This is a genomic window from Nonomuraea sp. NPDC005501, assembly GCF_040605905.1.
In the GTDB taxonomy this organism is placed as follows: Bacteria; Actinomycetota; Actinomycetes; order Streptosporangiales; family Streptosporangiaceae; genus Nonomuraea.
Genome location: NZ_JBEXDT010000001.1, coordinates 352,054 through 374,039, shown reverse-complemented (window position 1 = coordinate 374,039; position 21,986 = coordinate 352,054). Strand labels below are relative to the sequence as shown.

20 protein-coding genes are annotated in these 21,986 nt (G+C 73.2%); 12 read left to right on the top strand and 8 right to left on the bottom strand.

Translation table 11 applies throughout. The features are described from left to right. Positions 1-2,560: AAA family ATPase (locus ABZS51_RS01870; RefSeq protein ID WP_355434852.1), on the bottom strand; the 2,560-nt coding region annotated here is incomplete at its 3' end. A 160-nt stretch (positions 2,561-2,720) separates the two neighbouring features. On the opposite strand from ABZS51_RS01870, the gene ABZS51_RS01865 reads away from it, so the two are divergent. Beyond that, positions 2,721-6,485: a S8 family serine peptidase gene (locus ABZS51_RS01865; protein WP_355434849.1), complete on the top strand. Its 3,765-nt coding sequence runs from the start codon at positions 2,721-2,723 to the stop codon at positions 6,483-6,485. Positions 6,486-6,548: 63 nt separating this feature from the next. Here the strand turns inward: ABZS51_RS01865 and ABZS51_RS01860 are convergent, their stop codons facing one another. Beyond that, positions 6,549-7,283, bottom strand: coding sequence for a TetR/AcrR family transcriptional regulator C-terminal domain-containing protein (locus ABZS51_RS01860; RefSeq protein WP_310707666.1), 735 nt, complete (start codon positions 7,281-7,283; stop codon positions 6,549-6,551). A 121-nt stretch (positions 7,284-7,404) separates the two neighbouring features. Between ABZS51_RS01860 and ABZS51_RS01855 the strand changes: the two genes are divergently transcribed. The 3 genes from ABZS51_RS01855 to ABZS51_RS01845 are packed head-to-tail and all read left to right on the top strand — an operon-like array spanning position 7,405 to position 10,187. Then, complete coding sequence (locus tag ABZS51_RS01855) at positions 7,405-8,058, top strand: DUF4291 domain-containing protein (RefSeq protein ID WP_355434846.1); 654 nt, start codon at positions 7,405-7,407, stop codon at positions 8,056-8,058. A 34-nt stretch (positions 8,059-8,092) separates the two neighbouring features. Beyond that, the gene (locus ABZS51_RS01850) at positions 8,093-8,938 is read left to right on the top strand and encodes a DUF72 domain-containing protein (protein WP_355434843.1); all 846 of its coding nucleotides are present in this window, start codon (positions 8,093-8,095) and stop codon (positions 8,936-8,938) included. A gap of 49 nt (positions 8,939-8,987) precedes the next feature. Next, positions 8,988-10,187, top strand: coding sequence for a cytochrome P450 (locus tag ABZS51_RS01845; RefSeq protein WP_355434840.1), 1,200 nt, complete (start codon positions 8,988-8,990; stop codon positions 10,185-10,187). Between the two features lie 51 nt (positions 10,188-10,238). On the opposite strand, the gene ABZS51_RS01840 is transcribed toward ABZS51_RS01845, so the two are convergent. Both ABZS51_RS01840 and ABZS51_RS01835 read right to left on the bottom strand, forming a co-directional pair. After that, positions 10,239-11,630, bottom strand: a complete 1,392-nt coding sequence (locus ABZS51_RS01840; protein WP_355434837.1) for an AlkA N-terminal domain-containing protein — start codon at positions 11,628-11,630, stop codon at positions 10,239-10,241. A gap of 115 nt (positions 11,631-11,745) precedes the next feature. Next, a complete protein-coding gene (locus ABZS51_RS01835) occupies positions 11,746-12,222 on the bottom strand; it encodes a hypothetical protein (protein ID WP_355434834.1) in 477 nt (158 codons plus the stop codon). 218 nt (positions 12,223-12,440) lie between these two features. On the opposite strand from ABZS51_RS01835, the gene ABZS51_RS01830 reads away from it, so the two are divergent. From ABZS51_RS01830 to ABZS51_RS01805, 6 genes are all read left to right on the top strand, one after another. Further along, positions 12,441-12,737: a hypothetical protein gene (locus tag ABZS51_RS01830; RefSeq protein ID WP_355434832.1), complete on the top strand. Its 297-nt coding sequence runs from the start codon at positions 12,441-12,443 to the stop codon at positions 12,735-12,737. Between the two features lie 157 nt (positions 12,738-12,894). Then, on the top strand, positions 12,895-14,052 hold the full coding sequence (locus tag ABZS51_RS01825; protein ID WP_355434829.1) for a sensor histidine kinase: 1,158 nt from the start codon (positions 12,895-12,897) through the stop codon (positions 14,050-14,052). After that, a complete protein-coding gene (locus tag ABZS51_RS01820; protein ID WP_355434826.1) occupies positions 14,043-14,684 on the top strand; it encodes a response regulator transcription factor in 642 nt (213 codons plus the stop codon). The genes ABZS51_RS01825 and ABZS51_RS01820 overlap by 10 nt, the downstream gene beginning before the upstream one ends. A gap of 27 nt (positions 14,685-14,711) precedes the next feature. Continuing rightward, on the top strand, positions 14,712-15,518 hold the full coding sequence (locus ABZS51_RS01815) for an MBL fold metallo-hydrolase (protein WP_355434823.1): 807 nt from the start codon (positions 14,712-14,714) through the stop codon (positions 15,516-15,518). 78 nt (positions 15,519-15,596) lie between these two features. Next, positions 15,597-16,223 (top strand): PadR family transcriptional regulator, encoded by a 627-nt coding sequence (locus ABZS51_RS01810; RefSeq protein WP_355434820.1) that lies wholly within the window; start codon positions 15,597-15,599, stop codon positions 16,221-16,223. After that, positions 16,201-16,602 (top strand): hypothetical protein, encoded by a 402-nt coding sequence (locus ABZS51_RS01805; RefSeq protein ID WP_355434817.1) that lies wholly within the window; start codon positions 16,201-16,203, stop codon positions 16,600-16,602. The genes ABZS51_RS01810 and ABZS51_RS01805 overlap by 23 nt, the downstream gene beginning before the upstream one ends. 32 nt (positions 16,603-16,634) lie before the next feature. Here the strand turns inward: ABZS51_RS01805 and ABZS51_RS01800 are convergent, their stop codons facing one another. Beyond that, positions 16,635-18,098 (bottom strand): HAMP domain-containing sensor histidine kinase, encoded by a 1,464-nt coding sequence (locus tag ABZS51_RS01800; RefSeq protein WP_355434814.1) that lies wholly within the window; start codon positions 18,096-18,098, stop codon positions 16,635-16,637. After that, the gene (locus ABZS51_RS01795; RefSeq protein WP_355434811.1) at positions 18,095-18,766 is read right to left on the bottom strand and encodes a response regulator transcription factor; all 672 of its coding nucleotides are present in this window, start codon (positions 18,764-18,766) and stop codon (positions 18,095-18,097) included. Before ABZS51_RS01795 ends, ABZS51_RS01800 begins: the two co-directional genes overlap by 4 nt. A gap of 136 nt (positions 18,767-18,902) precedes the next feature. Between ABZS51_RS01795 and ABZS51_RS01790 the strand changes: the two genes are divergently transcribed. Continuing rightward, the gene (locus ABZS51_RS01790; protein ID WP_355434808.1) at positions 18,903-19,463 is read left to right on the top strand and encodes a hypothetical protein; all 561 of its coding nucleotides are present in this window, start codon (positions 18,903-18,905) and stop codon (positions 19,461-19,463) included. A gap of 8 nt (positions 19,464-19,471) precedes the next feature. Here ABZS51_RS01790 and ABZS51_RS01785 read toward each other — a convergent pair whose 3' ends face one another. Both ABZS51_RS01785 and ABZS51_RS01780 read right to left on the bottom strand, forming a co-directional pair. Further along, the gene (locus ABZS51_RS01785; RefSeq protein ID WP_355434805.1) at positions 19,472-20,560 is read right to left on the bottom strand and encodes a hypothetical protein; all 1,089 of its coding nucleotides are present in this window, start codon (positions 20,558-20,560) and stop codon (positions 19,472-19,474) included. 106 nt (positions 20,561-20,666) lie between these two features. Then, a complete protein-coding gene (locus ABZS51_RS01780) occupies positions 20,667-21,182 on the bottom strand; it encodes a hypothetical protein (protein ID WP_355434802.1) in 516 nt (171 codons plus the stop codon). A gap of 184 nt (positions 21,183-21,366) precedes the next feature. On the opposite strand from ABZS51_RS01780, the gene ABZS51_RS01775 reads away from it, so the two are divergent. Then, entirely contained in the window at positions 21,367-21,903 is a 537-nt protein-coding gene (locus ABZS51_RS01775; protein WP_310707640.1) for a peptidylprolyl isomerase, read from the top strand. The last annotated feature ends 83 nt before the right edge of the window (positions 21,904-21,986 follow it).

Genomic DNA, 21,986 nt, shown 5'->3' with positions numbered 1-21,986 from the left:
CGCCGTCAGCCGCCCCCTGCTCGCAGCGCCATCGCCCGAGGCGCTCGCCGGTCAGGGCCTCCTCGTAGCGCAGGCCGGCGTCCTTCAGCACGGTACGGGCCCCGTCCAGCAGCCGGTCGGCCGCAGAGGGCCCCGAAGCACGCGCGAGCACGGCGCGGGCGGTCAGGAGGGCCGCCTGGGCGAGGGGCGCGTCGGCGCCCGCCATCCCCGCGGCCAGCTCGTCCACCAGCTCCACCGCCTCACCCGCCCTGCCCAGCGCGTCGAGGGAGTCCACCAGGCACAGCACGCTCTGCGCGCCCCACGCCCAGTTGCCCTTCGCCCGTACCCGTACCAGCGCGGCCGTCGCCTGCTCGGCCGCGCCGGCCGCGTCGTCCAGCGTGAGGAGGAGCCGGGACAGCGCCGTCCGCGCGGGGATGAGCGGCCACACCGCCCCGACGCGTTCGGCGATCGCGATGACCTCGGTCAGGGCCGCCACCGCCTCCTCGGCCGGGCCCGTGGCCGCGAGCAGCGTGCCGTGCAGGAGCCGTACGTCCAGGGTCGCGGCGGCGAAGGTGGCCGGAGCGCTGTCCCCGAGGTGGCGGACGCGGCCGGCGAGCCCGTCCCAGCGTCCCGCCGCATGGTCGGCGGCGGCCGTCACCAGCTCGACGATCTCCGCCAGCCGCAGGTACTCCGCCTGGTCCACCACCTGGCGTCCCTCGGCCAGCAGCGCCTCGGCCCAGTCCAGGTGACCGATGTGCAGGGCGCCTTGCGCCCAGTTGAGGCAGGCGCGGGCGTGCTCGCGCGGCGCGGCCCGGAGGCGGTCGTCGTGCCGCAGCTCGTCGATCAGCCGCCGGCTCGCCGGGTCGCCCTGCTCCAGCAGCAGCGAGGCGCGGGTGATGCGCACCGCGACGCCGACGTCGGGGTCGCCGCTGCGGCGCGCGGCCTCCTCCGCCTCGTCGCACCGGGCGGTGTGCTCGCTGATGTGCCGGTCCACGACGGTCTCGGGCGCGGCCAGTACGGCGAGGGCGCGGCCCAGCAGGGCGGGCCGGTCGGCGAGGTCGTCCAGCGCCTCCTCGATCCGCAGGTGGCCGGCGCGGGCCTCGCCCTGCTGGCGCAGCAGGCGGCCCAGGGCGAAGCGCAGCTCGCCCCGGAGGTGGGCGGGCAGGGGCTCGGTGGCCAGCAGGCGTTCGAGGATGGGCACGGCCTCGGCGTGGGCCAGCCCGTCCACGGCCGCCCGGCCGAGCTTGACGGCCAGCCGTACCCGCACGTCGCCGGGCAGCTCGCCGGTCTCCAGCGCCTGGAGCAGGAACCGCGCGGCCGTGGCGTCGTCGCCGTGGGACATCGCCGTGCCGGCGGCGGCCTCCGCGTTCTCCACGAACTCCGTCGTACGGCCGGCGTGCCGGTAGTGGTGGGCCAGCCCGGCCACCGGCTTCGGGCCCGGGCGGGACTCCAGGGCGCGGGCCGTCCTGAGGTGCAGCCAGCGGCGGCCCGACACGGGCCGGGCCTCGTAGACGATCTGCCGCGCCAGCGCGTGCCGGAAGCGGCAGCCGCCGTCCTGCTCGTGCAGGAGCCCGACGGCCTGCGCCTTGGCGAGCGCCCGGGCGACCTCGGCCGGGCCGTGCTCGGTGACGTCCGCGAGGACGTGCTCGTCGGGCGTCATGCCGACGACGGCCGCGGCGCCGATGATCTCCTGTGCCGTGTCGTCGAGCGAGGCCAGGCGCTGGAGCACCACGTCACGCAGCACGGTCGGCACCGCCAGACCGGCGAGGACGTCGGCCCGGCCGGGGATCTCGCCGGCGGGCAGCCGTTCGAGGAGCGTGCGGAGCACCTCCTCCACCACGAACGGGATGCCGCCCGTCTTCTCGTACAGCGGCGCGGTGAACGTGCGGGGGAGGTCCGCCTTGAGGATGCCGGCCGCCAGCTCCTCCACCTCGGAGCCGCTCAGCGGGGCGAGGCCGACCGTCAGCGCCGGGCCGGACGGCGCCCGGGCGAACGCCTCCCGCAGCGGCAGGGGCCCGGCCGCGGGGCGGATCGTGACGATGACCGACAGGTCGCGCGGCTGGTGGGAGGCCAGGAAGGAGAGGAAATCGTGGGTGCCGCCGTCGGCCCAGTGCACGTCCTCCAGGACGAGGACCAGCGGGCTCAGGTGGTCGAGCAGCGCGACGGCCGCCCGGAACACCCGGTGCCGCTCGGCCCGCTGGTCGTGCAGCGCGGGCGGGGGCGGCGGGAGCTGTCCGGCGATCTCCGGCAGCAGCGGCGCGAGGGCCCCGGTCACCGGGTTCAGCGGCCGGGACCGTGCCAGCTCGGCGCCGGTCAGCCGGATGGCGTCGAGCACGGGCGACAGCGGCAGGGGCTCCTGGAGCTGCTCGCACTGGCCCACGAGCCTGCGGACGCCGGCCAGCTCCGGGGTGGCGAGGAGCTCTCCCACCAGGCGGCTCTTGCCGATGCCCGCCTCGCCTTCGACGAGGACGAGCGAGGGCGGGGAGGCGACGGCCGTACGCAGGAGCGCCAGCTCGGACTGCCGTCCGACGAGGACGTCCGACAGCGAGCCCGAGGGGCGGCGGGGCGGCGCCAAGGGCATCCGGCCAACCCCCTCTCGCTCACCACCAGCAGGTTAGCGGATCTCTCCGTCCGGGTTAGGTGGCAAAAATCCGTATACGGTACGGATCACCCGTATGGCCGGATCTCGTTAGCCTCAGCGATCGTCCGCTTTGATCGGCGGCGATGCACGGAGGGCAACGATGGAACTGTCCAAATCCGCTGGCCATGGTCGTAGACGGCTGTCGGCGACGCTGGCGTTGACCGGGCTGATGCTGGCCGGAGCCGCCTGGCCCGGTGGCCCGGCCTTCGCCGAAGCCGGCCCGGAAGAGCAGAATATTTACATAGTTCACATGGCCGAGGACCCCGTCGTGACGTACGAGGGGGACAGGGCCGGGCTGGCCACGACCAAGCCTCAGCGCGGCGAGAAGATCGACCCGCGCTCCGCCGAGGTCACCACGTACGTCGACCACCTGCGCGGCCGGCACGACGCCACGCTGCGCAAGGCGGGCGGCGGCAAGAAGCTGTACGAGTACGTGTACGCGTTCGAGGGCTTCGCCGCGAAGCTGACCAAGGACCAGGCGGCGCAGCTGAGGGCGTTACCGGAGGTCGTGGCCGTGACCGAGGACAGGAAGGTGTCGGTGGCGACGTCCTCGACGCCTTCGTTCCTGGGCCTCGACGCGCGGGGCGGCCTCTGGGACCGGCTCGGCGGCCCGGACGGCAAGAAGGGCGCGGGCGAGGGCCTGGTCATCGGCGTCATCGACAGCGGCATCTGGCCGGACGCCAAGAGCTTCGCCGGCACCGACGGCAAGGGCAAGCCGTACCCTCCGGTCAAGGGCTTCCACGGCGAGTGCGAGCAGGCCGGCGACGACTCCTGGGACCGCAAGGCGTGCAACGGCAAGCTCGTCGCGGCGCGGCACTTCACCGCCGCGTGGGGCGGCGACGCGGCGGTGAAGGAGTACTTCCCCTGGGAGTACCTGTCCCCGCGTGACTACAACGGTCACGGCACGCACGTGGCCTCGACGGCCGGTGGCAACCACGACGTGCCCGCGACCGGCGCCGCCGCGACGTTCGGCAAGGTGAGCGGCATCGCGCCGCGCGCCCGGATCGCCGCCTACAAGGCGCTCTGGTCGACGCAGGACGCGTCCACGGCCAACGGGTACACCTCCGACCTGGTCGCCGCCATCGACCAGGCGGTGGCCGACGGCGTGGACGTCATCAACTATTCCGTCTCCGGGACCAGCACGGACTTCCTCGACCCGGTGGAGATGGCGTTCCTGTCGGCCGCGGAGGCGGGCGTCTTCGTCGCCGCGGCGGGCGGGAACAGCGGCCCGGCCGCGTCGACCGTCGCGCACCCGTCCCCCTGGATCACCACGGTCGCGGCGGGCACGCACAACCGCGGCGCCCGGGGCTCGGTGACGCTCGGGAACGGCGCCACGTACAGCGGCGTCTCGCTGGCGGCGAAGGCCGGCCCCGCGCCCCTCGTCGACGCGACCGCCGCGACGCTGCCCGGGGCCGACCCGACACGCGCCGCGCAGTGCTACACCACCAAGGACAACGACGGGAAGCCGGTCCTCGACCCGGCCAAGGTCAAGGGCAAGATCGTCATCTGTGACCGCGGGGTGACGCCCCGGTTCAACAAGAGCGCCGCCGTCGCCGAGGCGGGCGGCGTCGGCATGGTCCTGACCAACGTGGACGAGAACTCCCTCAACGCCGACCTGCACACGATCCCCACGGTGCACCTCGACGTCAAGGACAGGCAGGCGGTCAAGGACTACGCCGCCACCCCCGGCGCGACGGCGACGATCGACCAGGCGAAGATCAGCACCGACGTCCCGGCGCCGTACATCGCCTCGTTCTCCTCGCGCGGCCCGCTCAGCGCGGGCGGCGGCGACCTGCTGAAGCCGGACCTGATCGCCCCCGGGCAGGACGTGCTGGCGGCGGTGGCGCCGCCGGGCAACAACGGGCAGGAGTTCAACGTCCTCAGCGGCACCTCCATGGCCTCGCCCCACGTCGCCGGGCTGGCCGCGCTGCTGAAGGACCTGCACCCGGACTGGTCGCCCATGACGATCAAGTCGGCGCTGATGACGACGGGCTCCGACGTCCGCGACGGACCCGGCACGGAGCCGGCGGTCATCTTCGGCGAGGGAGCCGGGCACGTCACCCCGAACAGCGCCGCCGACCCGGGCCTCGCCTACGACAGCGGCGTCGACGACTGGGCCGCGTTCCTCTGCGCGACCACCAAGGGCGTCGAGGACAAGGTCTGCCAGGCGCTGTCCAAGGCCGGCCACTCGCTCGACCCGAGCGACATGAACGTTCCCTCCATCGCGGTCGGGCGGCTGGCCGGCACCCAGACGGTCACCCGCAGGGTCACCAACGTCGGCCGCTCCACCGCCACCTACACGGCGTCCACCTCGGGGCTGGCCGGGATCACGACCAAGGTCTCTCCGAGCCGGCTCACGCTGCGCGCGGGTGAGACCAAGTCGTTCACGGTCACGTTCACGCAGGCCACCGCCCCGATGAACGTCTACCGGGGTGGCCGGCTCACCTGGAAGGACGGCCGTCACACGGTGAACGTCCCCGTCCTCGTGCGCCCGGTGCCCGAGAAGTGGGCGGCCACCTTCGGCGCCGCGGGCGGCGTCGACTCGGCCGAGCAGACCGTCCTCGACCCCGGCGGCAAGCGGCTCTACGTGTCGGGCGTCAGCTACGACCCGGCCCCGGGCGTGCTCAAGCCGCGCATCGCCACCGTCGCCTACGACCCGGCCACCGGCGCCGAGGTCTGGAACGCGGGCTACACCGGCCCCGCCGGCTGGGACGAGGTCGAGTCGCTCGCGGTGAGCCCCGACGGCTCCAAGGTGTTCCTCGCCGGGCTCAGCACCGGGAAGGACACCAGCAGCGACGCGGTCGCCATCGCGTACGACGCCGCCACGGGCAAGGAGCTGTGGGTCGCCCGGCGCAACGGGGCGGGCAACGGCTCCGACTTCGCCAACGCGCTCACGGTCAGCCCCGACGGGAAGACCGTGTACCTCACCGGTATGAGCACGATGGGCGAGGCGGGCAAGGAGGACTACGTCACCGTCGCGTACGACGCGGACAACGGAACACCCAGGTGGACGTCGTACTTCGACGGGCCCGGAGGGGGCACGGACGACGCGCGGGTGGTCGAGGTCAGCCCGGACGGGTCCACGGTCTTCGTCACCGGCCAGAGCTCGGGGCCGTCGGGCACGGGCCTGGCCGACTGGGGCACCGTGGCGTACGAGGCGGGCACGGGCCGGCAGCTCTGGAGCGCCGCCCACAACGGCTCGGCCAACGCCATCGACATCCCCGTCGCCGCGACGGTCGCCGCGGACGGCAAGGCCGTCTTCATCACCGGCTCCGCCGAGAACCGTGACACGCAGACCGACATGACCACCATCGCCTACGACACCACGACCGGAAAGGAGCTGTGGGCCGACCGCTTCGACGGCCCGGCCCACCTCAGCGACAACCCCCACGACATCACCCTCGCCCCCGGCGGCGGCAAGCTGTACGTCACGGGCAACACCACGGGCGAGGGCACCGAGGCCGACTACACCACCGTCGCCTACGACCCGGCCACGGGACGGCGGTCGTGGGTGCAGCGCCACAACGGCCGGGCCAACCGCGACGACTACGCCTGGGACGTCGCGGTGACGCCGGACGGCGGCAAGGTCGTCGTCACCGGTGAGAGCTCCGACGACGAGTCGGCGGGCGACGACTACGTGACGATCGCCTACGACGCCCGGACCGGTGCGCCCGTCTGGACCGGCCGCTACGACGGCCAGGTCGCGGCCCGCGACAGCGCGCACGCGCTGGCGGTGGACACGGTGACCGGCACGGGGGTCCGCCTCTTCGTCACCGGGGTGAGCGCCACGGGCGGCACCCCGCCCGACGCCCTGGAGATGGACTTCGCCACGGTCGCCTACTTCGAACCGTGGAAGCGCCCATGACGGCCTGACACCAGGTGCCCCCGGCTCTCCGGAGCCGGGGGCATCCGCGTTCCACGGGGGATCTCAGCGGCGGAGGCGGGCGGCGATGCCGTCCAGGACGCATGCGAGGCCGGCCTCGAAGGTCGCGTCCGCGTCAATGTGGGTGGCGTCGTGGACCCAGCGGGCCAGCGTGGGGTAGCGGCCGGTGGCCAGCATCCGGGTGAGGTACGGGCCGGAGGCGATCTGCCACTGCCGCTCGTCCAGGCCGGTGTCCCGCTCGGCGCGCAGCCCGGCGACCTGGGTCCTGATTGCCCCGACCAGGTAGACGTTCACCGTCTGGACGGCGTGCTGCACCGTGTCGATGTGGTCGAAGCCGGGCGCGCCGTCGAGGGCGGCCAGGGACGCCTCCAGGCGGGCCAGCGCGTTGGGGCCGAGGTGCGGCCGTCCACCGAGCAGGTCGGCGAACCACTCGTGCCGCAGGGCGGCCTCTCTGGTGCCGTGGGCGAGGGAGCGCAGGGCGCTTCGCCAGTCGTCGCCGGTGCGGGCCGGCCGGGGCATCTCGCCGTACACGGCGTCCACCATGAGGTCCAGCAGTTCTTCCTTGGTGGACAGGTAGCCGTACAGCCGCATCGGGCCCGCGTCGAGCGCGGCGGCGACCTTGCGCAGCGACACCGCGTCCAGCCCGTCGGCGTCGGCCAGCTCGATCGCGGCCCGCACGATCCCGTCCCTGCTCAGGGGGGTCGGGGCGGGCCTGGCCGGTGGCTCGGGCCGCTCCCACACCAGCGTCGGCTCGCCCTCTCCGGCCTCTCGTCGCGCCACCTTCGCGCCTCCTCCCCTTGCGCAGGCCTGTCCGTACGGGACACTGTATCGGCACCATACGTTGTATCGCCGAGCGGAAACCGGTTGCCGGGCAGGTGGGCGGTTCTGCACCATCGCCTGGATGAACGTTCCGTACCGGCAGATCCGTGCCGCCTTCACCGACGAGTCCATCACCGTCTACCAGGCATACGACCCCGCCATCGCCGACCCGGCCGTCGCCGCGCAGCGCTTCGTGCCCCCGTTCAAGCGTGACCGGATGACCTGGATCAAGCCGTCCTTCCTGTGGATGATGTACCGCTGCGGCTGGGCCGCCAAGCCCGGCCAGACGAGGGTCCTGGCCATCGACATCACGCGGGACGGGTTCGCGTGGGCGCTGGAACACGCCTGCCTCAGCCACCCCGAAGGCCACTCCGAAGGCCACCCCGAAGGCCACTCCGACGGCCACTCCGACGGCGCCGCCGACGCGGCCGGGTGGAAGGCACGCCTGCGCGCCAGCCCGGTGCGGATCCAGTGGGACCCCGAACGCGACCCGCACCACAACGCCCTGCCGTACCGGTCGATCCAGGTGGGCCTGTCCGGTGAGGCGGTGACCCGCTACCTCGGCGAGTGGATCGTGGCGATCACGGACGTGACCGGCCGCGTCCACGACCTCCGGCGGGCCCTTCGCGACGGCCGGGACATCACCGGCCTGCTGCCCGCGGAGCGCCCGTACCCCCTGCCCGCGGACCTCGCCCGCTCCATCGGCGCCACCCTCCCGGCGGAGCGGGGCGTGTAGCGTCGTGGGCATGCGGCTTCATGTGGGATGCGCCATGTGGACTCACACACCGTGGCGGGGACGCTTCCTGCCGCACCCGCTGCCCCCCACCGAGCGCCTGCGGGCCTACGCCACCTGGTGCGACGCGGTGGAGGGCAACACCACCTTCTACGCCACCCCGGCGAGGAGCACGGTGGAGTCGTGGGCGGCGCAGACCGATCCCGGCTTCCGGTTCGTGGTCAAGCTGCCCAAGCCGATCACCCACGAGCGCCGTCTCACCGGCGCGGGCGAGGAGCTGCGGACGTTCCTGGACGCGATCGAGCCGCTCGGGCCCCGGGCGCACGCCCTGTGGGTCCAGTTGCCGGGCTCGTTCGGCCCGAACGACCTCGGCACGCTCGCCGCGTTCCTCCAGCGGCTCCCCGAGGGGCACCGGTACGCCGTCGAGGTGCGGCACCGCGCCTTCTTCGAGGACGTACGGGCCGCCCGCGCGCTGGAGTCGGTGCTCGGCCGCGTCGGCGCCGAGTGGATCCCGTTCGACACCGTCGCGTTCTTCGACAGCCCGCCCACCAGCGACGCCGAGCGTGACGCCTGGACGAAGAAGCCGCGCGTGCCCCGTCGCGCCACGGCTCTCACCGACCGTCCGATCGTCCGCTACCTGGGCCGGGACGACATCACGCGTACGGCCGAGGGCTGGCGGCCGTGGGTGGGCACGGTCGTGGAGTGGCTGCGCGAAGGCCGCTCCCCGACGGTCTTCGTCCACACCCCGGACAACGCCGAGGCGCTGCCCCTCGCCCGCCGCTTCCACGACGAGGTCCGCGCCCTGGTGCCCGAGCTGGAGCCGCTGCCCGAGCCCATGTCGCCGTCCGACGCCACCGGAACCGAGCCGCTGACTCTCTTCTGAGACCCCGCGATGTCACGATGGGTACGTGAACCCTGACGCCTTAGCGCGCTTGCAACGTTTGCACCGGTTCTACCGCGACCCGTACCCCCTGTACGCCGAGGCCCGCCGTACGCCGGGCCTGACGTTCGTGCCCGACCTGGACGCCTGGCTGGTCAGCAGGCGCGAGGACGTCCGGGAGGTGCTGAGCAGGCCCGGACAGTTCTCGTCGGCGGGCGCGCTGCGGCCCGACGTCGTGCCCGGCGGGCGCGCGCTGTCGGAGATGGCCAAGGGGTACGGCGGGGCGCGGGCGGTGCTCACGGCCGACGGCCAGGCGCACCGGCGGCTGCGAAGGCCGCTCACCCGTGGCCTGTCCCCGGCGCGGATCGCCGCCGCCCTGCCGTTCGTCACCGAACGGGCCGAGGCGCTCATCGCCGGGTTCGCCGGCGACGGGCGGGTGGAGTGGATGGACGCCTACGCCAGGCCGCTGCCCGCCGCCGTGATCGGCCATCTCATGGGGCTGGACCCGGCCGACACGCCGGGCGCCGTCCACGGCGGGCACCAGGCGGAGGAGCTGGTGTTCGCCGGGTTGACGGAGGACCAGCAGGTCGAGGCGGCCAAGGACGTGGTGACCCTCCAGCGCCTCCTCGACGGCTACGCCCGCGCGCGGCGGACCAACCCGCGGGACGACCTGATCACCGAAATCGTCCGCGACCTGGCCCCCGGCTCCGGGGAGCTGACGCTCGGCCAGCGCAACGAGATCGTCGCCAACGTGCAGAACCTGCTGCTCGCCGGCCACCTCACCGCCACCGCGCTGCTAGGGACGGTGATGCTGAACCTGCTGCGTGACCGCCGCCAGTGGGAGCTGCTGTGCGAGCGGCCGGCGCTCATCCCGGCCGCCGTCGAGGAGGCGGTCAGGTTCGACGCGCCGATCCAGGGCTTCCGCCGTACGGTCACCGAGGATGTGACGCTCGGCGGGACGGAGCTGCACCGGGACGACATGGTGTTCGTGTCGTTCGCCTCAGCCGGCCGCGACGCCGATCCGGACACCCACCCGGACACGTTCGACATCGCCCGCCCGGTCGCACGCCACCTGTCCTTCGGCCACGGCCCGCACGGCTGCCCGGGCTCCCACCTCGCCAAGGAGCAGGTCCGGATCACGCTGGAGCTCCTTGTCCGCGAGCTGCCGGGCCTGCGTCTGGACCGCACCGACGTCACCATGGCCCCCACCCTCATCCACCGCTCCCCGGAGGCGCTCCACCTCACGTGGTGACCGCCCCGTCAGGTCCGGCTCCGACCGCGGCGACGCTCGCCGTACGCCATGTCAGGTCCGGCTCCGAACGCGGTGACGCTCGCCGTACGCCATGAGGTGGGCGGCCGCGAGCGCCCGCCACGGGCGCCACCGCCCGGCCGTCCACGGGGCCGCGCCAGTCCGCGGCACGCCGATCCGCTCCAGCGCGGCCAGCAGCGCCGGGTCCGCGAGCGGGAACGCCTCGCGCTGCCCCAGCCGCAGCCCGATGGCCTGGCGCAGGTCCTCGTCCAGGTGCGGCAGCGCCCCCAGCGCGTCCGGGCTCGTGCCGTACCCGAGCGCCCCGTCCCCGCCGGCGACGGCCGCGGCGAGCGCCGCGACCCGCGTCACCTCCGCCTCGCTCAGCGGAGAGGCCGTCTCCGGCAGGGTCAGTGCCGCGAGGGCGGTCCGGGTCAGCGCCCCGGGCTCCGGGAAGACGTGGGTCAGGCCGCCGGGCAGCCCGGGGACCGGCGTCCCGAGGCCCTCCACCAGCGCCTCCAGCCACCGGCCCCGGCCCAGGACCTCCTGTACGCCGATCTCCAGCGCGCTCCACGCCCCCGGCACGGCGAGCCCGGGCCGCTCCCGCACCACCGGCCCGAGCACCGGATCGGCGGACAGCGCGGCGACCCCGGCCGCGTGGTCGGTCTCCGTGCCGAGCAGCCGCCCCACCTGGTCCACCACGTGGATCAGCCCCTCCCAGTACGGCAGGTGGGCCCGCAGCAGCAGGTGCCCCGCGGTGTCGCCGGGGGAGACCTCCAGCACCCCCGGCGCGCCGTCCACGGAGATCGTGCGCCGGTACGTACGCCCCTCGACCGCCTCGACCCCCGGCACCGCCCGCGCCGCGAGGAAGTCCCGTACCGCGTCCCAGTCGTAGCCGGGCACGACCGGCAGCCGCAGCGCGAGGCCGCCGTCGGCGACGAGCCGGTCCGCGCGGTGCCGCCGGTCGCGCAGGTCGGTCGGCGAGGCGCGGAACACCTCACGCATGATCCGGTTGAACTGCCGCAGGCTCCCGAACCCGGACGCGAACGCGATGTCCAGCACCGTCAGGTCGGTGTCGTCGAGCAGCCGCCGCGCGAAGTGCGCCCGGCGGGAGCGGGCGAGCTGGTCGGGGCTCGCGCCGAGATGCCTGAGGAACAGGCGCCGCAGGTGGCGCGGCGACAGCCCGACCCGCTCGGCGAGCGCCGCCTCGGTCCCCTCGTCGAGGACTCCGTCGATGATGAGCTGCCACGCCCGGCACACCAGCTCGGGCGTGTCGGCGGCGATGGGACCGGCCACACGGTACGGCCGGCAGCGCAGGCAGGCGCGGAACCCGGCGGCTTCGGCGGCGGCGGCCAGCTCGTACGTGCGGGTGTTCTTCGCCAGCGGCTTCGCGCCGCACCCGGGCCGGCAGTAGATGCCGGTGGTGACGACGGCGGAGTACGTGGTCATGGGTCAGATGTACGACACCGTCCCCCTGCCATGCCAGACATATCCGGACAACGGGGGTTGGGAAGGCGTGCCCCGATCCGACCGGACAGGGACCGGCGCCCGGTGGACGGCCGGGTCAGAAGAAGCGGCCGAGCCGGAACGGGCGTACAACCAGCGGCACGGTGAAGCGGCTGATCAGCCGCACCTTCCGGATGCGCGTGTGCTCGTCGATCGTGACCTTGACGCACCTGAGGTGCGCGAGGTGGTCGCCCGGGAAGGCGTAGTACGAGATGCCGACGGCGCGCCGGCCGAGCCCGCGGTCGGACAGGCCCAGCCCCACCTCGCGGTAGATGCGCCGCGAGCCCTTCAGCGTGAACGCGGTGGACCCGATGAGCGCGTGGTTGGCCTTGACGGGGCAGTGGACGAAGACTCGCACCTCGTCGTTCTGGCGCGGCCACGGCGGCAGGATCCGCAGGGATGTGCGTTTCTTCCAGTCGTCCGGCACGGGGCCGCGGACGGCGGCCGTGGAGACGGACGGGCGAGGCAGAGCGGTCGCGGTGGCCGGGCTCATCAGGAGAACGGCGGCGGCTCCCAATCCCGCGACGGAACGCATGGATTCCTCCCGCCGGGCGTCCGCGACCAGGTGATCACCTCATTATGTCGAGCGTTAGCGGTGGAAAAGCGCGCCACGCCGTACAACACTCCTGAACGGCGCCGCCGCCGAATTTCGGGCCGAAATGCCGTGCCCCGCGCATCGAAATCGAGTGCGTGATCAATATGTGATCGAGAAAGCGCTTGATGGCGTTTGTAATGTTTTAAGATCGCTGTCTTGTGAACCCGCCTGAGGACCAGCCCGAGCTGGACGTCGACGCGGCGTTCGCCCGCCTGACGGCCGGCGTGCGCCTGAAACCGCCGGGACTGGGATGGCGGCTCCGGCTGGCCTTCGCCCCGGGCTCCCGGCTGCGGCGGCGGGTGCTGATCGTGGCGGTCTGCCTGGTCGTCCTGGCCGCGGGCGCCCTGACCCTCCAGGCCGTGGACCGCCCGGACCCGGTGCCGCCGCCATCGGACGACTCCACGCCCTTCCTGACCGCCCTGCCCGCCATCGAGCGGGACGCCGTCAGTCGATGATGGGGTTCGCGTACTCAGCTCCCGGTCCACCGGTCGCGGCCCGGAGGCTGAATCCGCCCCTCTGAGCTCGCCTGCGAGAAGCCCCGGTGTGAATGCGGGCAAAAAGGTCTACCTGGCACTACCGACCCCTGGGGCCGCGCGCGGATAGTGTCGCGGCGTGCTCGTCAGGACCGCGCCGGAAGCGCTCACCCAGCGGCCGATCCCCTTCCTGAGGTCGGCCTGGCCGTGGCGTTCGCTGGCCTACCTGCTGGCCGCGGTCGTGCCCGGAGTGCCCGTCATGGGCGTCGTGGCCGGAGTGGCGGTGACGGCCTCCCCGGCCGTCGCGGTCGCCGGGGTGGCGGTGGTCGCGCTGCTCACCCCCGTGGTGGCCCGCTACGAACGGTGGCGGCTGCGGCTGGTGGACGACGTGCCGCTGCCCGTCACGCCCGGCGGGCTGCGCCGGGAGGCGGCGCTGGGCGGGGTGACGGTGCTGCTGCTGTGGTGGCTGGACGTGGTCATGGCGCTGTTCGCCGCGGTCGGGCTCGTGCTGCTGATCCTGACGCCGGTGGTGCAGCCCACCGTGAGCGTCCCCGTCGGGCTCGCTGCCTCGGGCCTCGGGGTCCTGCTGGTGCCCGTCGCCGCGTACACGCTCACCGCCTGGGCCGGGGCGAGGGGCGCCATGACCCGTGCGATCCTGGCCCCGCAGGCCGCCGAGCTGAGCGAGGTGTTGCGGTCGCGGGCCCGGCTCGTGGACGCGTTCGAGACCGAGCGACGCAGGATCGAGCGTGACCTGCACGACGGCGCCCAGCAGCGGCTGGTGGCGCTGACGATGAGCCTCGGCATCGCCCGGCTGGACCTGCCCGACGACACTCCGGCCGGACGGCTGGTGGCGCGGGCGCACGACGAGGCGAAGCAGGCGCTGGCCGAGCTGCGGGCGCTCATCCGGGGCGTGCACTCCCAGGTGCTCACCGACCGGGGACTGCCCGCCGCCGTCCGCGACGTCGCCGGCCGCTCGCCCGTCCCGGTCGAGGTGGAGCTCGCGCTGGAGGAGCGGCTGCCACCGGCCGTGGAGGTCACCGCCTACTACGTCGTCACGGAGGCCCTCACGAACGTCGCCCGGCACAGCGGCGCGAGCGCGGCCCGCGTCACCGGCGGCGCCGAGGGCGGCACGCTGCTCGTGGAGATCCGCGACGACGGCCGCGGCGGGGCCGATCCGGGGCGCGGCAGCGGTCTGACCGGCCTGGCCGACCGGCTCGCCGTCGTGGGTGGCAGGCTGTCGGTGTCCAGCCCGGCCGGCGGGCCGACCCTGGTGCGAGTGGAGATCCCGTGCGCGTAGTGATAGCCGAGGACGCCGTCCTGCTCCGGGAGGGGCTGGTCGGCCTCCTCGAACGGTTCGGCCACACCGTGCTCGCCGCCGTCGGGGACGCGCCCGCGCTGGTCGAGGCCGCCACCGAGCACCGGCCGGACGCCGTGGTCACCGACGTGCGCATGCCGCCCGGCTTCTCCGACGAGGGGCTGCGCGCCGCCCTGGAGCTGCGCCGGGCGCGCCCGGAGCTGGCCGTGCTCGTGCTCAGCCAGTACGTCGAGCAGACGTACGCCGCCGAGCTGCTCGACTCGGAGGGCGGCGCCGGCATCGGCTACCTGCTGAAGGACCGCGTCGGTGACGTGCGGGAGTTCGTGGACGCGCTCGACCGCGTGGCCGCCGGAGGCACGGTCGTCGATCCCGAGGTGGTGCGCCAGCTCCTGCGGCGGCGCCGCGACCCGCTGGCGCGGCTCACACCCCGCGAGCGGGAGGTGCTCGGGCTGGTCGCCGCGGGCCGCGCCAACGCCTCGATCGCGCGTGAGCTGTTCGTCACGGAGGCGGCCGTGGCCAAGCACATCGCGGGCATCTTCACCAAGCTGGACCTGCCGCCGGCCGCCGACGGCCACCGCAGGGTGCTGGCGGTCCTCGCCTACCTCCGGGGCTGAGATCGTCCGGTCAGTAAGGTTTCGTTCATGAGGGAGCAATGGCGGGAGGTCGGCGACCGGGTGTACGTCCGGCGCCACAGGTCGTACGACATGAATGTCGGCTTGGTGGTCGGCGACGGGCACTGCCTCGTACTCGACACGCGGATGTCCCACCGCGAGGCGGCCGACCTGATCGAGGCGATCAGGCGGATCACCGGCAGCCCGTGGACGGTCGTCAACAGCCACTCCCACTTCGACCACTACTTCGGCAACGCGCCGTTCCTGCCCGCCGAGATCTGGGGCCACGTGAGGTGCGCGGAGGAGATCGAGCGGTACGGGCTGGAGCAGCGCGCCAGAGTCGTCGACCGGGTGCCGGAGGCCAGGCGCGAGGAGGTGGAGGAGGTGGTGATCGTGCCGCCCGACCACACGTTCACCACCGCCGCGACGCTCGACATCGGCGGCCGGATCGTCCACCTGCGCCACTTCGGGCTCGGCCACAGCAGCAACGACATCGTCACGTACGTGCCCGACGCCGGGGTGGTGTTCGCGGGCGACCTGGTGGAGCAGGGGGCGCCGCCGGCGTTCGGCGACTCGTACCCCCTGGACTGGCCGGAGACGGCGGCCGCCATGCTGGCCGAGCTGCCCGGCGAGGTGATCGTGCCCGGTCACGGCGCGGTGGTGGACCGTGCGTTCGCCGAGGCGCAGGCGGCGGAGCTGGCGACGGTCGCCGCGCTGGCCAGGCGGGCGCACGTGGAGGGGCTGCGCGACATGGTCAAGCAGTTCCCGTACCCCGAGGACGTCACCCGGCAGATCATCGAGCGCGCCTTCATGCAGCTCGACAGTCTCCTCGCCTGACGGGCCCGCCCCCGGCGGACCCTCGACAGCTCCGGCGGCCCCGCTTATAGTGCAAGTTGCACTATAGAAGGAGGCATCATGGCGCAGCGCCATGACCTGGCCGGGCTGACCGTGCTCGCCCTGCTCTCGGTCCGTCCCAGCCACCCCTACGAGCTGCACCGCCTCATCGTGGACACGCACAAGGACTACGTGGCCGGGCTGCCCAGGAGCCTCTACCACGCGGTCGAACGGCTGGCACGCGAGGAGTTGATCGTCCCCGCGGCCACCGCGCGCGAGGGCCGCCGCCCCGAGCGGACCGTCTACGAGATCACCGGCGAGGGACGGCAGGAGCTGGCCACGAGGCTGCGGCGCCTGCTGGAACGGCCCGATCCGGACCGGCGTGTCCTCGTGGCCGGGATCTCGCTGATCGGCGCGCTGCCGGTGCCCGAGGCGCGGCGCGCGCTGCGCAACCGCGCCGCCGCGCTGGAGGCGGCGGTCGGCGGCCTCGACGCGCACCTGGCGGGCATGGCCGACAACGGCCTGCCGGAGGTGCTCGCGCTGGAGCTCGACTACCAGCGGGCCGTCCAGGCGGCCGAGCTGGCCTGGGTGCGGGGCGTGCTGGAGCGGCTGGAGAGCGGCGCGCTCGACTGGCCGGACACGGTCAAGCGATCACTGATGGAGCGGGTATCCGAAGGAGGCGACCATGGACAAGAGGCTGATCACTGAGGTGTCGGGCGTGGTGGAGGCGCCGGTGGAGCGCGTGCGCGCGGTGCTGGCCCGGACCCTGCTGCCGGAGGGCGCGCCGGACAGCGGCCGGTTCACCGTCGAGGACATCCCCGGGCACACGAGCACCGCCGAGGTCACGGACCGGATGATCGCCCTCCAGGGCGGATGGTGGTACCGGGGCGAGTGGACGTTCGTCGCCCACCTCGGCGGAACGCGGCTCACCCACCGGGTCTACGACGTGGCCACGAGTCTGCGCTGGGGCGTGCGGCTGGCCAACCGCTTCTTCATCGGCTACGACCGGAACACCCGCGACTCCTTCGCCGCCGGCCTGACCCGCATCGGCGCCGACCTCGGCTGCCCGGTCCACCTGTCTCCCTAGCGCCGGCCCACCTCACCGGGGGCCGGCCCCGGTCACGTGCTCGCGGGGAGCGTGGCGCGGAAGCCGCCGTCGATCGCCACCAGAGTGCCGCCGTGCAGCCCCGCGATGTCGCGGGCGATGGGCAGACCCAGGCCCGCGCCGCCGTCGTCCCTGGCCCGCGCCTCGTCCAGCCGGGTGAACCGGTCGAACACCGCCTCCCGGTGCTCCGGCGGGATCCCCGGCCCGTCGTCGAGCACCTCCAGCACCGCGAGGCCGTCACCCGGGCGCACCCGGACCGTCACCGCCGTCTCGGCGTGCCGCCGCGCGTTGTCGAGCAGGTTCGTCACCAGCCGGGCGAGGTGGCCGCGCGAGCCCCGCACCACCACGTCCGGCTCGATGTCCACCACGACCCGCGGCTCCTTCTCCTGCCCGTGGCGCACCGACTCCTCGAACGCCACCTGCCCGAGGTCGAGCGACGTCGTCCGCACCGGCTCACCGGCGTCCAGCCTGGCCAGCATGAGCAGGTCGCCGGCCAGCGCCTGGAGGCGCTCGACGTCCGCCAGCGCCTCGCGGGTCAGCTCGCTGGGCGGGGCCAGCTCCAGCCGCGCCCGCAGCGTGGCGATGGGGCTGCGCAGCTCGTGCGCGGCGTCGGCGACGAACCGCTGGTGCGTCCCGACGGCCGTCTCCAGCCGGTCGAGCGTGCCGTTGACGGTCGTGGCCAGTGCCGCGATCTCGTCGCCCGAGCGCGGCACCGGCACGCGCTGGTGCAGGTCCCGGGCGGTGATGTCGGCCATCTTGGCGCGGATCGCGGCGACCGGCCTCAGCGCCCGGGTCACCGAGAACCACGTCATCGCCGCCACCACCCCCAGCAGCGCCGGAACACCGGGCAGCAGCGCGCCGTCGAGCGCCCGCAACGCCTCCTCGGCACCGGCGCGGGAGGCCCTGGCCAGCACCGTGGAGGTCCCGTCCGCCGTGGCCACCTTCAGGGCCGCCACGGCGTACTGGCGCGGCTGGGCCCACTCCGTGACGGCCAGAGACTCACCTGAGCCGCCGATGAGCAGGACGTCGGGGTCACCCATCGGCTGATCCGCCTCGGCCCCCTCATAGGTCTCCTCAGTGGGCCGCACACCCGGCTTCCCTTCGGTCCTCACGCCGGGCTTCTCTTCGGTCTTCACGGGCTTCGCGTCGAGCGGGGCCGCGCTCCCGGCCTCCGCCGGCTCGGCCTGAACGGCCTTCACCGCCTGGATGAGCCGCGGCGCCGCCGCCACCGCCCGCCGCGCCGCCTCGGCGTCCGTGCTGGCCTCCAGACTGCCGCGCAACGTCACGACGAGTACGGCCGCGGCGACCCCCAGGGCGAGCGCCACGACCAGGGTCGCCGCCGCCGTGGCCCGCAGCCGTACCGACGACAGCCCGGCCGGCAGACCGACAGGCAACCTCTTCCGCACCCCGGCGACCAGCCCGGCCGGCAGTGCGGTCCGCAGCCGGTCCCGCGGGGTCCGCGTCAGGTCCGCGCTCATGTCGCCTCCAACCGGTAACCGGCGCCCCGCACCGTGATCAGCGACGACCGGCCGAACGGCTGGTCGATCTTGCGCCGCAGCGCGCTGATGTAGACCTCGACGATGTTCGGGTCGCCGTCGTAGGAGAAGTCCCACGCCTGCGCGAGCAGCTCGCTCTTGGAGACCACCTCGCCCGCCCGCCGCGCCAGCCCGTGCAGCACGGCGAACTCCTTCGGCGTCAGCGCGATCTCCACCTCGCCCCTGCGGCAGCGCAGCCCCGCCGGGTCGAGCACCAGGTCGCCCACCGTGATCGACACCGGCCGCTCCCTGCCGCCCCGCCGCACCAGGGCCCGCAGCCTCGCCAGCAGCACCACGTACGAGAACGGCTTGGCCAGGTAGTCGTCGGCGCCCGTGTCGAGGGCCTCGGCCTCGTCGTAGACGCCGTCCTTGGCCGTGAGCATCATGATCGGCGTCCAGTTCCCGGCCTCGCGCAGGCGGGCGCAGACGGTGTAGCCGTTCATCCGGGGCAGCATCACGTCCAGGACGATCACGTCATAGGGGTTCTCGGTCGCCATCCACAGCCCGTCGCGGCCGTCGTGGGCCACGTCGACCGCGAAGCCCTCGCCCGACAACCCGTCCCGTACGAGACCGGCCAGCCGCCGCTCGTCCTCCACCAGTAAGAGCCGCACGCCGACCAGAGTGCCGCACGCTGCCTAAAGCCAACCTGAAGATCATTTCGGCTGCGTTCAGGCTCGCTTCAGGTACGGCGGGCCAGTCTCGGACCGTCAGATCGTGCCGAGCACCTTCCATGAAGGGAAGATGTCCATGTTGAAGAGGCGTGTCGGGATCCTGGGCGCGGTGGGCGTCCTCGCCCTGTCGATCCTCAGCGGGTCGGCGCTGGCCGACGAGACCCCGTCGCCCGCGCCCGAGGGTGCGATCGTCTGCAGGACGAGCGACGGCGAGACCCTGAGCTTCGCCAAGGGCGTCAAGGCCCTCAAAGTCGTGAAGCTCAAGGACGGCAAGGTCGTCGTCGCCGAGGGCGATCCGGGCGAGCCGGTCGAGCCCGCCCGGGTGAAGGACTTCCGCCTGGAGCGCGCGGTGCCCGCGGAAAAGGCGGAGAAGGCGGCCGAAACCCTCCCCGAGGGCGCGCCGGAGCTCCGCATCAGGAAGGCCGAGCCCGGAGAGGAGGCGAAGATCCTGCGGCTCAAGGAGGGCGGCCTCAAGGAGGGCGAGCTGAAGGGGGGTGAGGTCAAGGGGGGCGAGCCCGAGGTGGTCGAGGCCGTGCCCGCCGTCCCGGCCGAGGGCCCCGACGGTGTGCCGCCCAAGGGCCTCAAGGACGTCAAGGGCGTCCGCTTCACGGTGGTCTGCAAGGCCGAGAAGGAGTAGCCGGCCGGTCAGGAAGTGAACGACGGGTGCGGGCCGAGCGCCCAGTACTCGAACAGCCCGTGTCCCACCAGACCGTCGTACTCGAACCGGCCCACGGCGTCGACCAGGCCCCACATCCGGGCCGCGTCGGCCGGCAGCGTGTAGGTCACCCCCTGCACGACCGGCCCGGCGCCCTGGTACATGCCGTGCCGCCAGTCCGGTTCGAGGCCGTACCCGGTGCCGACCATGAGGTGGACCGGCAGGATCGGCGTGCAGCGCACGTCGAACGGCTTGCCTCCGGGTGGCGCGAAGGTGATCGTGGCCTCGACCACGTCGCGGGTGCCGGGCGCGTAGACGGGACGGTACTCGGGCCGGCCGAGGTACTCCTCCTCGCGGCCGTCCGACCACACCCGGGTGGCCTCCTCCAGCACCCGGCGCCCGCGCTCGTCCTCCTGCACGATGCAGAGGATGGCGTGGTCGTCGAACATCATCGGCGCGTACAGCCAGTAGAACGTGCCGGCGTTCCTGGCCTGGACGCCGGGCGGCTCCGGCTCGCCGACGGGCCGGACGCCCCAGGACCGGTCCCGGGTGCCCTGCCATCGGTCGGGGGTGACCGGGATCTCCTCGGAGCCCACGCGGATGTGGCCGGTCCACCTCCCGGTCTGCGCGAGCCGTACCGAGTCGAAGATGACCCGTTCCTGCCGGCGCAGGAAGTGCCGGGGCTCCAGTGTCGCCGGGATCGTGCCCTCCCAGGCGAGGTCGAAGGACAGGCCATGCTCGTTCGGCTCCAGCACGACGCGGAGCCGTTTGAGCCCTTCGACGACCTCGACCCGGAACGGGCCGATCCCGGTGTCCATCCGGTCGGCGCCCAGCTCGCGGGAGGCGCGCACGACGCGGTGCAGGTCGCGGTTGGCGTCACGGTGCCGCACGCAGGCGAACGCGTCGGTGACGCCCAGGTTGGGATACTGGCCGAGGCCGATGATCAGCATCAGCTCGTCCGTGCCGGCGTGGCAGTTGAAGTAGTAGCGGTCGTAGAAGTTGCGGTCGGACGTGGTCACGTGCCGCATGACCTCGGCGGCCTGGTGGACGGGGTGGTCGTCGAGCGGTGACAGGCTCATGCCGCTCGTTCTAACAAGCGCTTGGTACGCCGTCAACGCCGCCCCGCCGGTGCCGTGAAACGCGAAAGTGCGCCCCCCTGAGGTGGGGGCGCACTTTCGCGCTGGTTCACTGCATCTTGTGCGCTGCCTCGTCCGTCGTCTCGGTGACGGTGGACGCGGCGTTCTCCGTGGATTGGGCGGTCTTGTCCGCCTTCTCGCTCACCCAACGCGACGCGTCGGACGCGGAGTCCTTCATCTGATCCGTCCACTGCTGCGCGTTACGGCGATAGGCCATGTAGCCCATCGCGCCCACGGCGACACCAGTGATCAGAATCATGATCGGCCAACGCCGCGATCTGGCGGGCGTCGGGTCGATCTTGTCGGCCGCCGCGGTCAGCATCGAGCTGACCTTGGGAGCGAACTGGTCCTCCACCCGATGCGCGGCGTCCTCCAGCCTCGGTGCCGCCCAGTAACGGGCGTCCTCGATGCGCTGGGCGGTGGCGAACCTGGCCTGGTCGGCCATGATCCTGGCCTGATCGGCCATCACCTTGGCCTGGTCGGCCATGGGTGCAACACGCTGACCGGTCTCGACGGCCCGGGCCTTCATGCGGCCCATCCACGTGGCGGGAACCTCTATGACCACGCGGCGTCTTCTTAGTGTCAGGGACACGACAACCTCCCCTGTCGTTGGGGCCCCGAGCCTGACCTTCCCGGTAGAAGGCGGCTCAATCATGACGAGCCGTGGGAGGATGGCCCGGAGGCCTAACGGCCATAGTCAACGAAACACCACAGAACTAACCGTGTGCATAGAGGGGGGCAGCTGTCTCGTGGCTGAGAAGCTGATCGCAAACCTGCAGACCAATCACGGCACCGTCAAGGTCGAACTCTTCCCCAACCAGGCGCCCAAGACCGTGCGGAACTTCGTGGAGCTCGCCGAGGGCAACCGCGAGTGGACCCACCCGGGCACCGGCGAGAAGAGCACCGGCAAGTACTACGACGGCACGATCTTCCACCGGGTGATCTCCGGCTTCATGATCCAGGGTGGTGACCCGCTCGGCCAGGGCATCGGCGGCCCCGGTTACGAGTTCGACGACGAGATCCACCCGGACCTCTACTTCAACCGTCCCTACCTGCTGGCCATGGCCAACGCGGGCGTCCGCTTCGGCAAGGGCACCAACGGCTCGCAGTTCTTCATCACGGTCGTCCCGACGCCGCACCTCAACGGCCGGCACACCATCTTCGGCGAGGTCGTCGAGGGCCAGGACGTCATCGACTCGATCGCCAAGACCCGCACGGGCCGCAACGACCGTCCGGTCGAGGACGTCGTGCTGGAGTCGGTGACGATCGAGCGCGTCCAGGGCTGAGCCCAGGGCTCGGCCCGGGACCCGGGTCGGAGGCTGAGGGGCGGCGTCGGCGCACGCGGCAGGGCCGGTGAGGCCGTAGGCTG

What these genes read in the sequence shown, in the direction of transcription:
- ABZS51_RS01850 (WP_355434843.1), top strand. Translation starts at nt 8,093, where the DNA reads ATGTGGACTCACACACCGTGGCGGGGACGCTTCCTGCCGCACCCGCTG.
- ABZS51_RS01805 (WP_355434817.1), top strand. Translation starts at nt 16,201, where the DNA reads ATGGACAAGAGGCTGATCACTGAGGTGTCGGGCGTGGTGGAGGCGCCG.
- ABZS51_RS01835 (WP_355434834.1), bottom strand. Translation starts at nt 12,222, where the DNA reads ATGCGTTCCGTCGCGGGATTGGGAGCCGCCGCCGTTCTCCTGATGAGC.
- ABZS51_RS01800 (WP_355434814.1), bottom strand. Translation starts at nt 18,098, where the DNA reads ATGAGCGCGGACCTGACGCGGACCCCGCGGGACCGGCTGCGGACCGCA.
- ABZS51_RS01785 (WP_355434805.1), bottom strand. Translation starts at nt 20,560, where the DNA reads ATGAGCCTGTCACCGCTCGACGACCACCCCGTCCACCAGGCCGCCGAG.
- ABZS51_RS01865 (WP_355434849.1), top strand. Translation starts at nt 2,721, where the DNA reads ATGGAACTGTCCAAATCCGCTGGCCATGGTCGTAGACGGCTGTCGGCG.
- ABZS51_RS01810 (WP_355434820.1), top strand. Translation starts at nt 15,597, where the DNA reads ATGGCGCAGCGCCATGACCTGGCCGGGCTGACCGTGCTCGCCCTGCTC.
- ABZS51_RS01790 (WP_355434808.1), top strand. Translation starts at nt 18,903, where the DNA reads ATGTTGAAGAGGCGTGTCGGGATCCTGGGCGCGGTGGGCGTCCTCGCC.
- ABZS51_RS01815 (WP_355434823.1), top strand. Translation starts at nt 14,712, where the DNA reads ATGAGGGAGCAATGGCGGGAGGTCGGCGACCGGGTGTACGTCCGGCGC.
- ABZS51_RS01855 (WP_355434846.1), top strand. Translation starts at nt 7,405, where the DNA reads ATGAACGTTCCGTACCGGCAGATCCGTGCCGCCTTCACCGACGAGTCC.
- ABZS51_RS01840 (WP_355434837.1), bottom strand. Translation starts at nt 11,630, where the DNA reads ATGACCACGTACTCCGCCGTCGTCACCACCGGCATCTACTGCCGGCCC.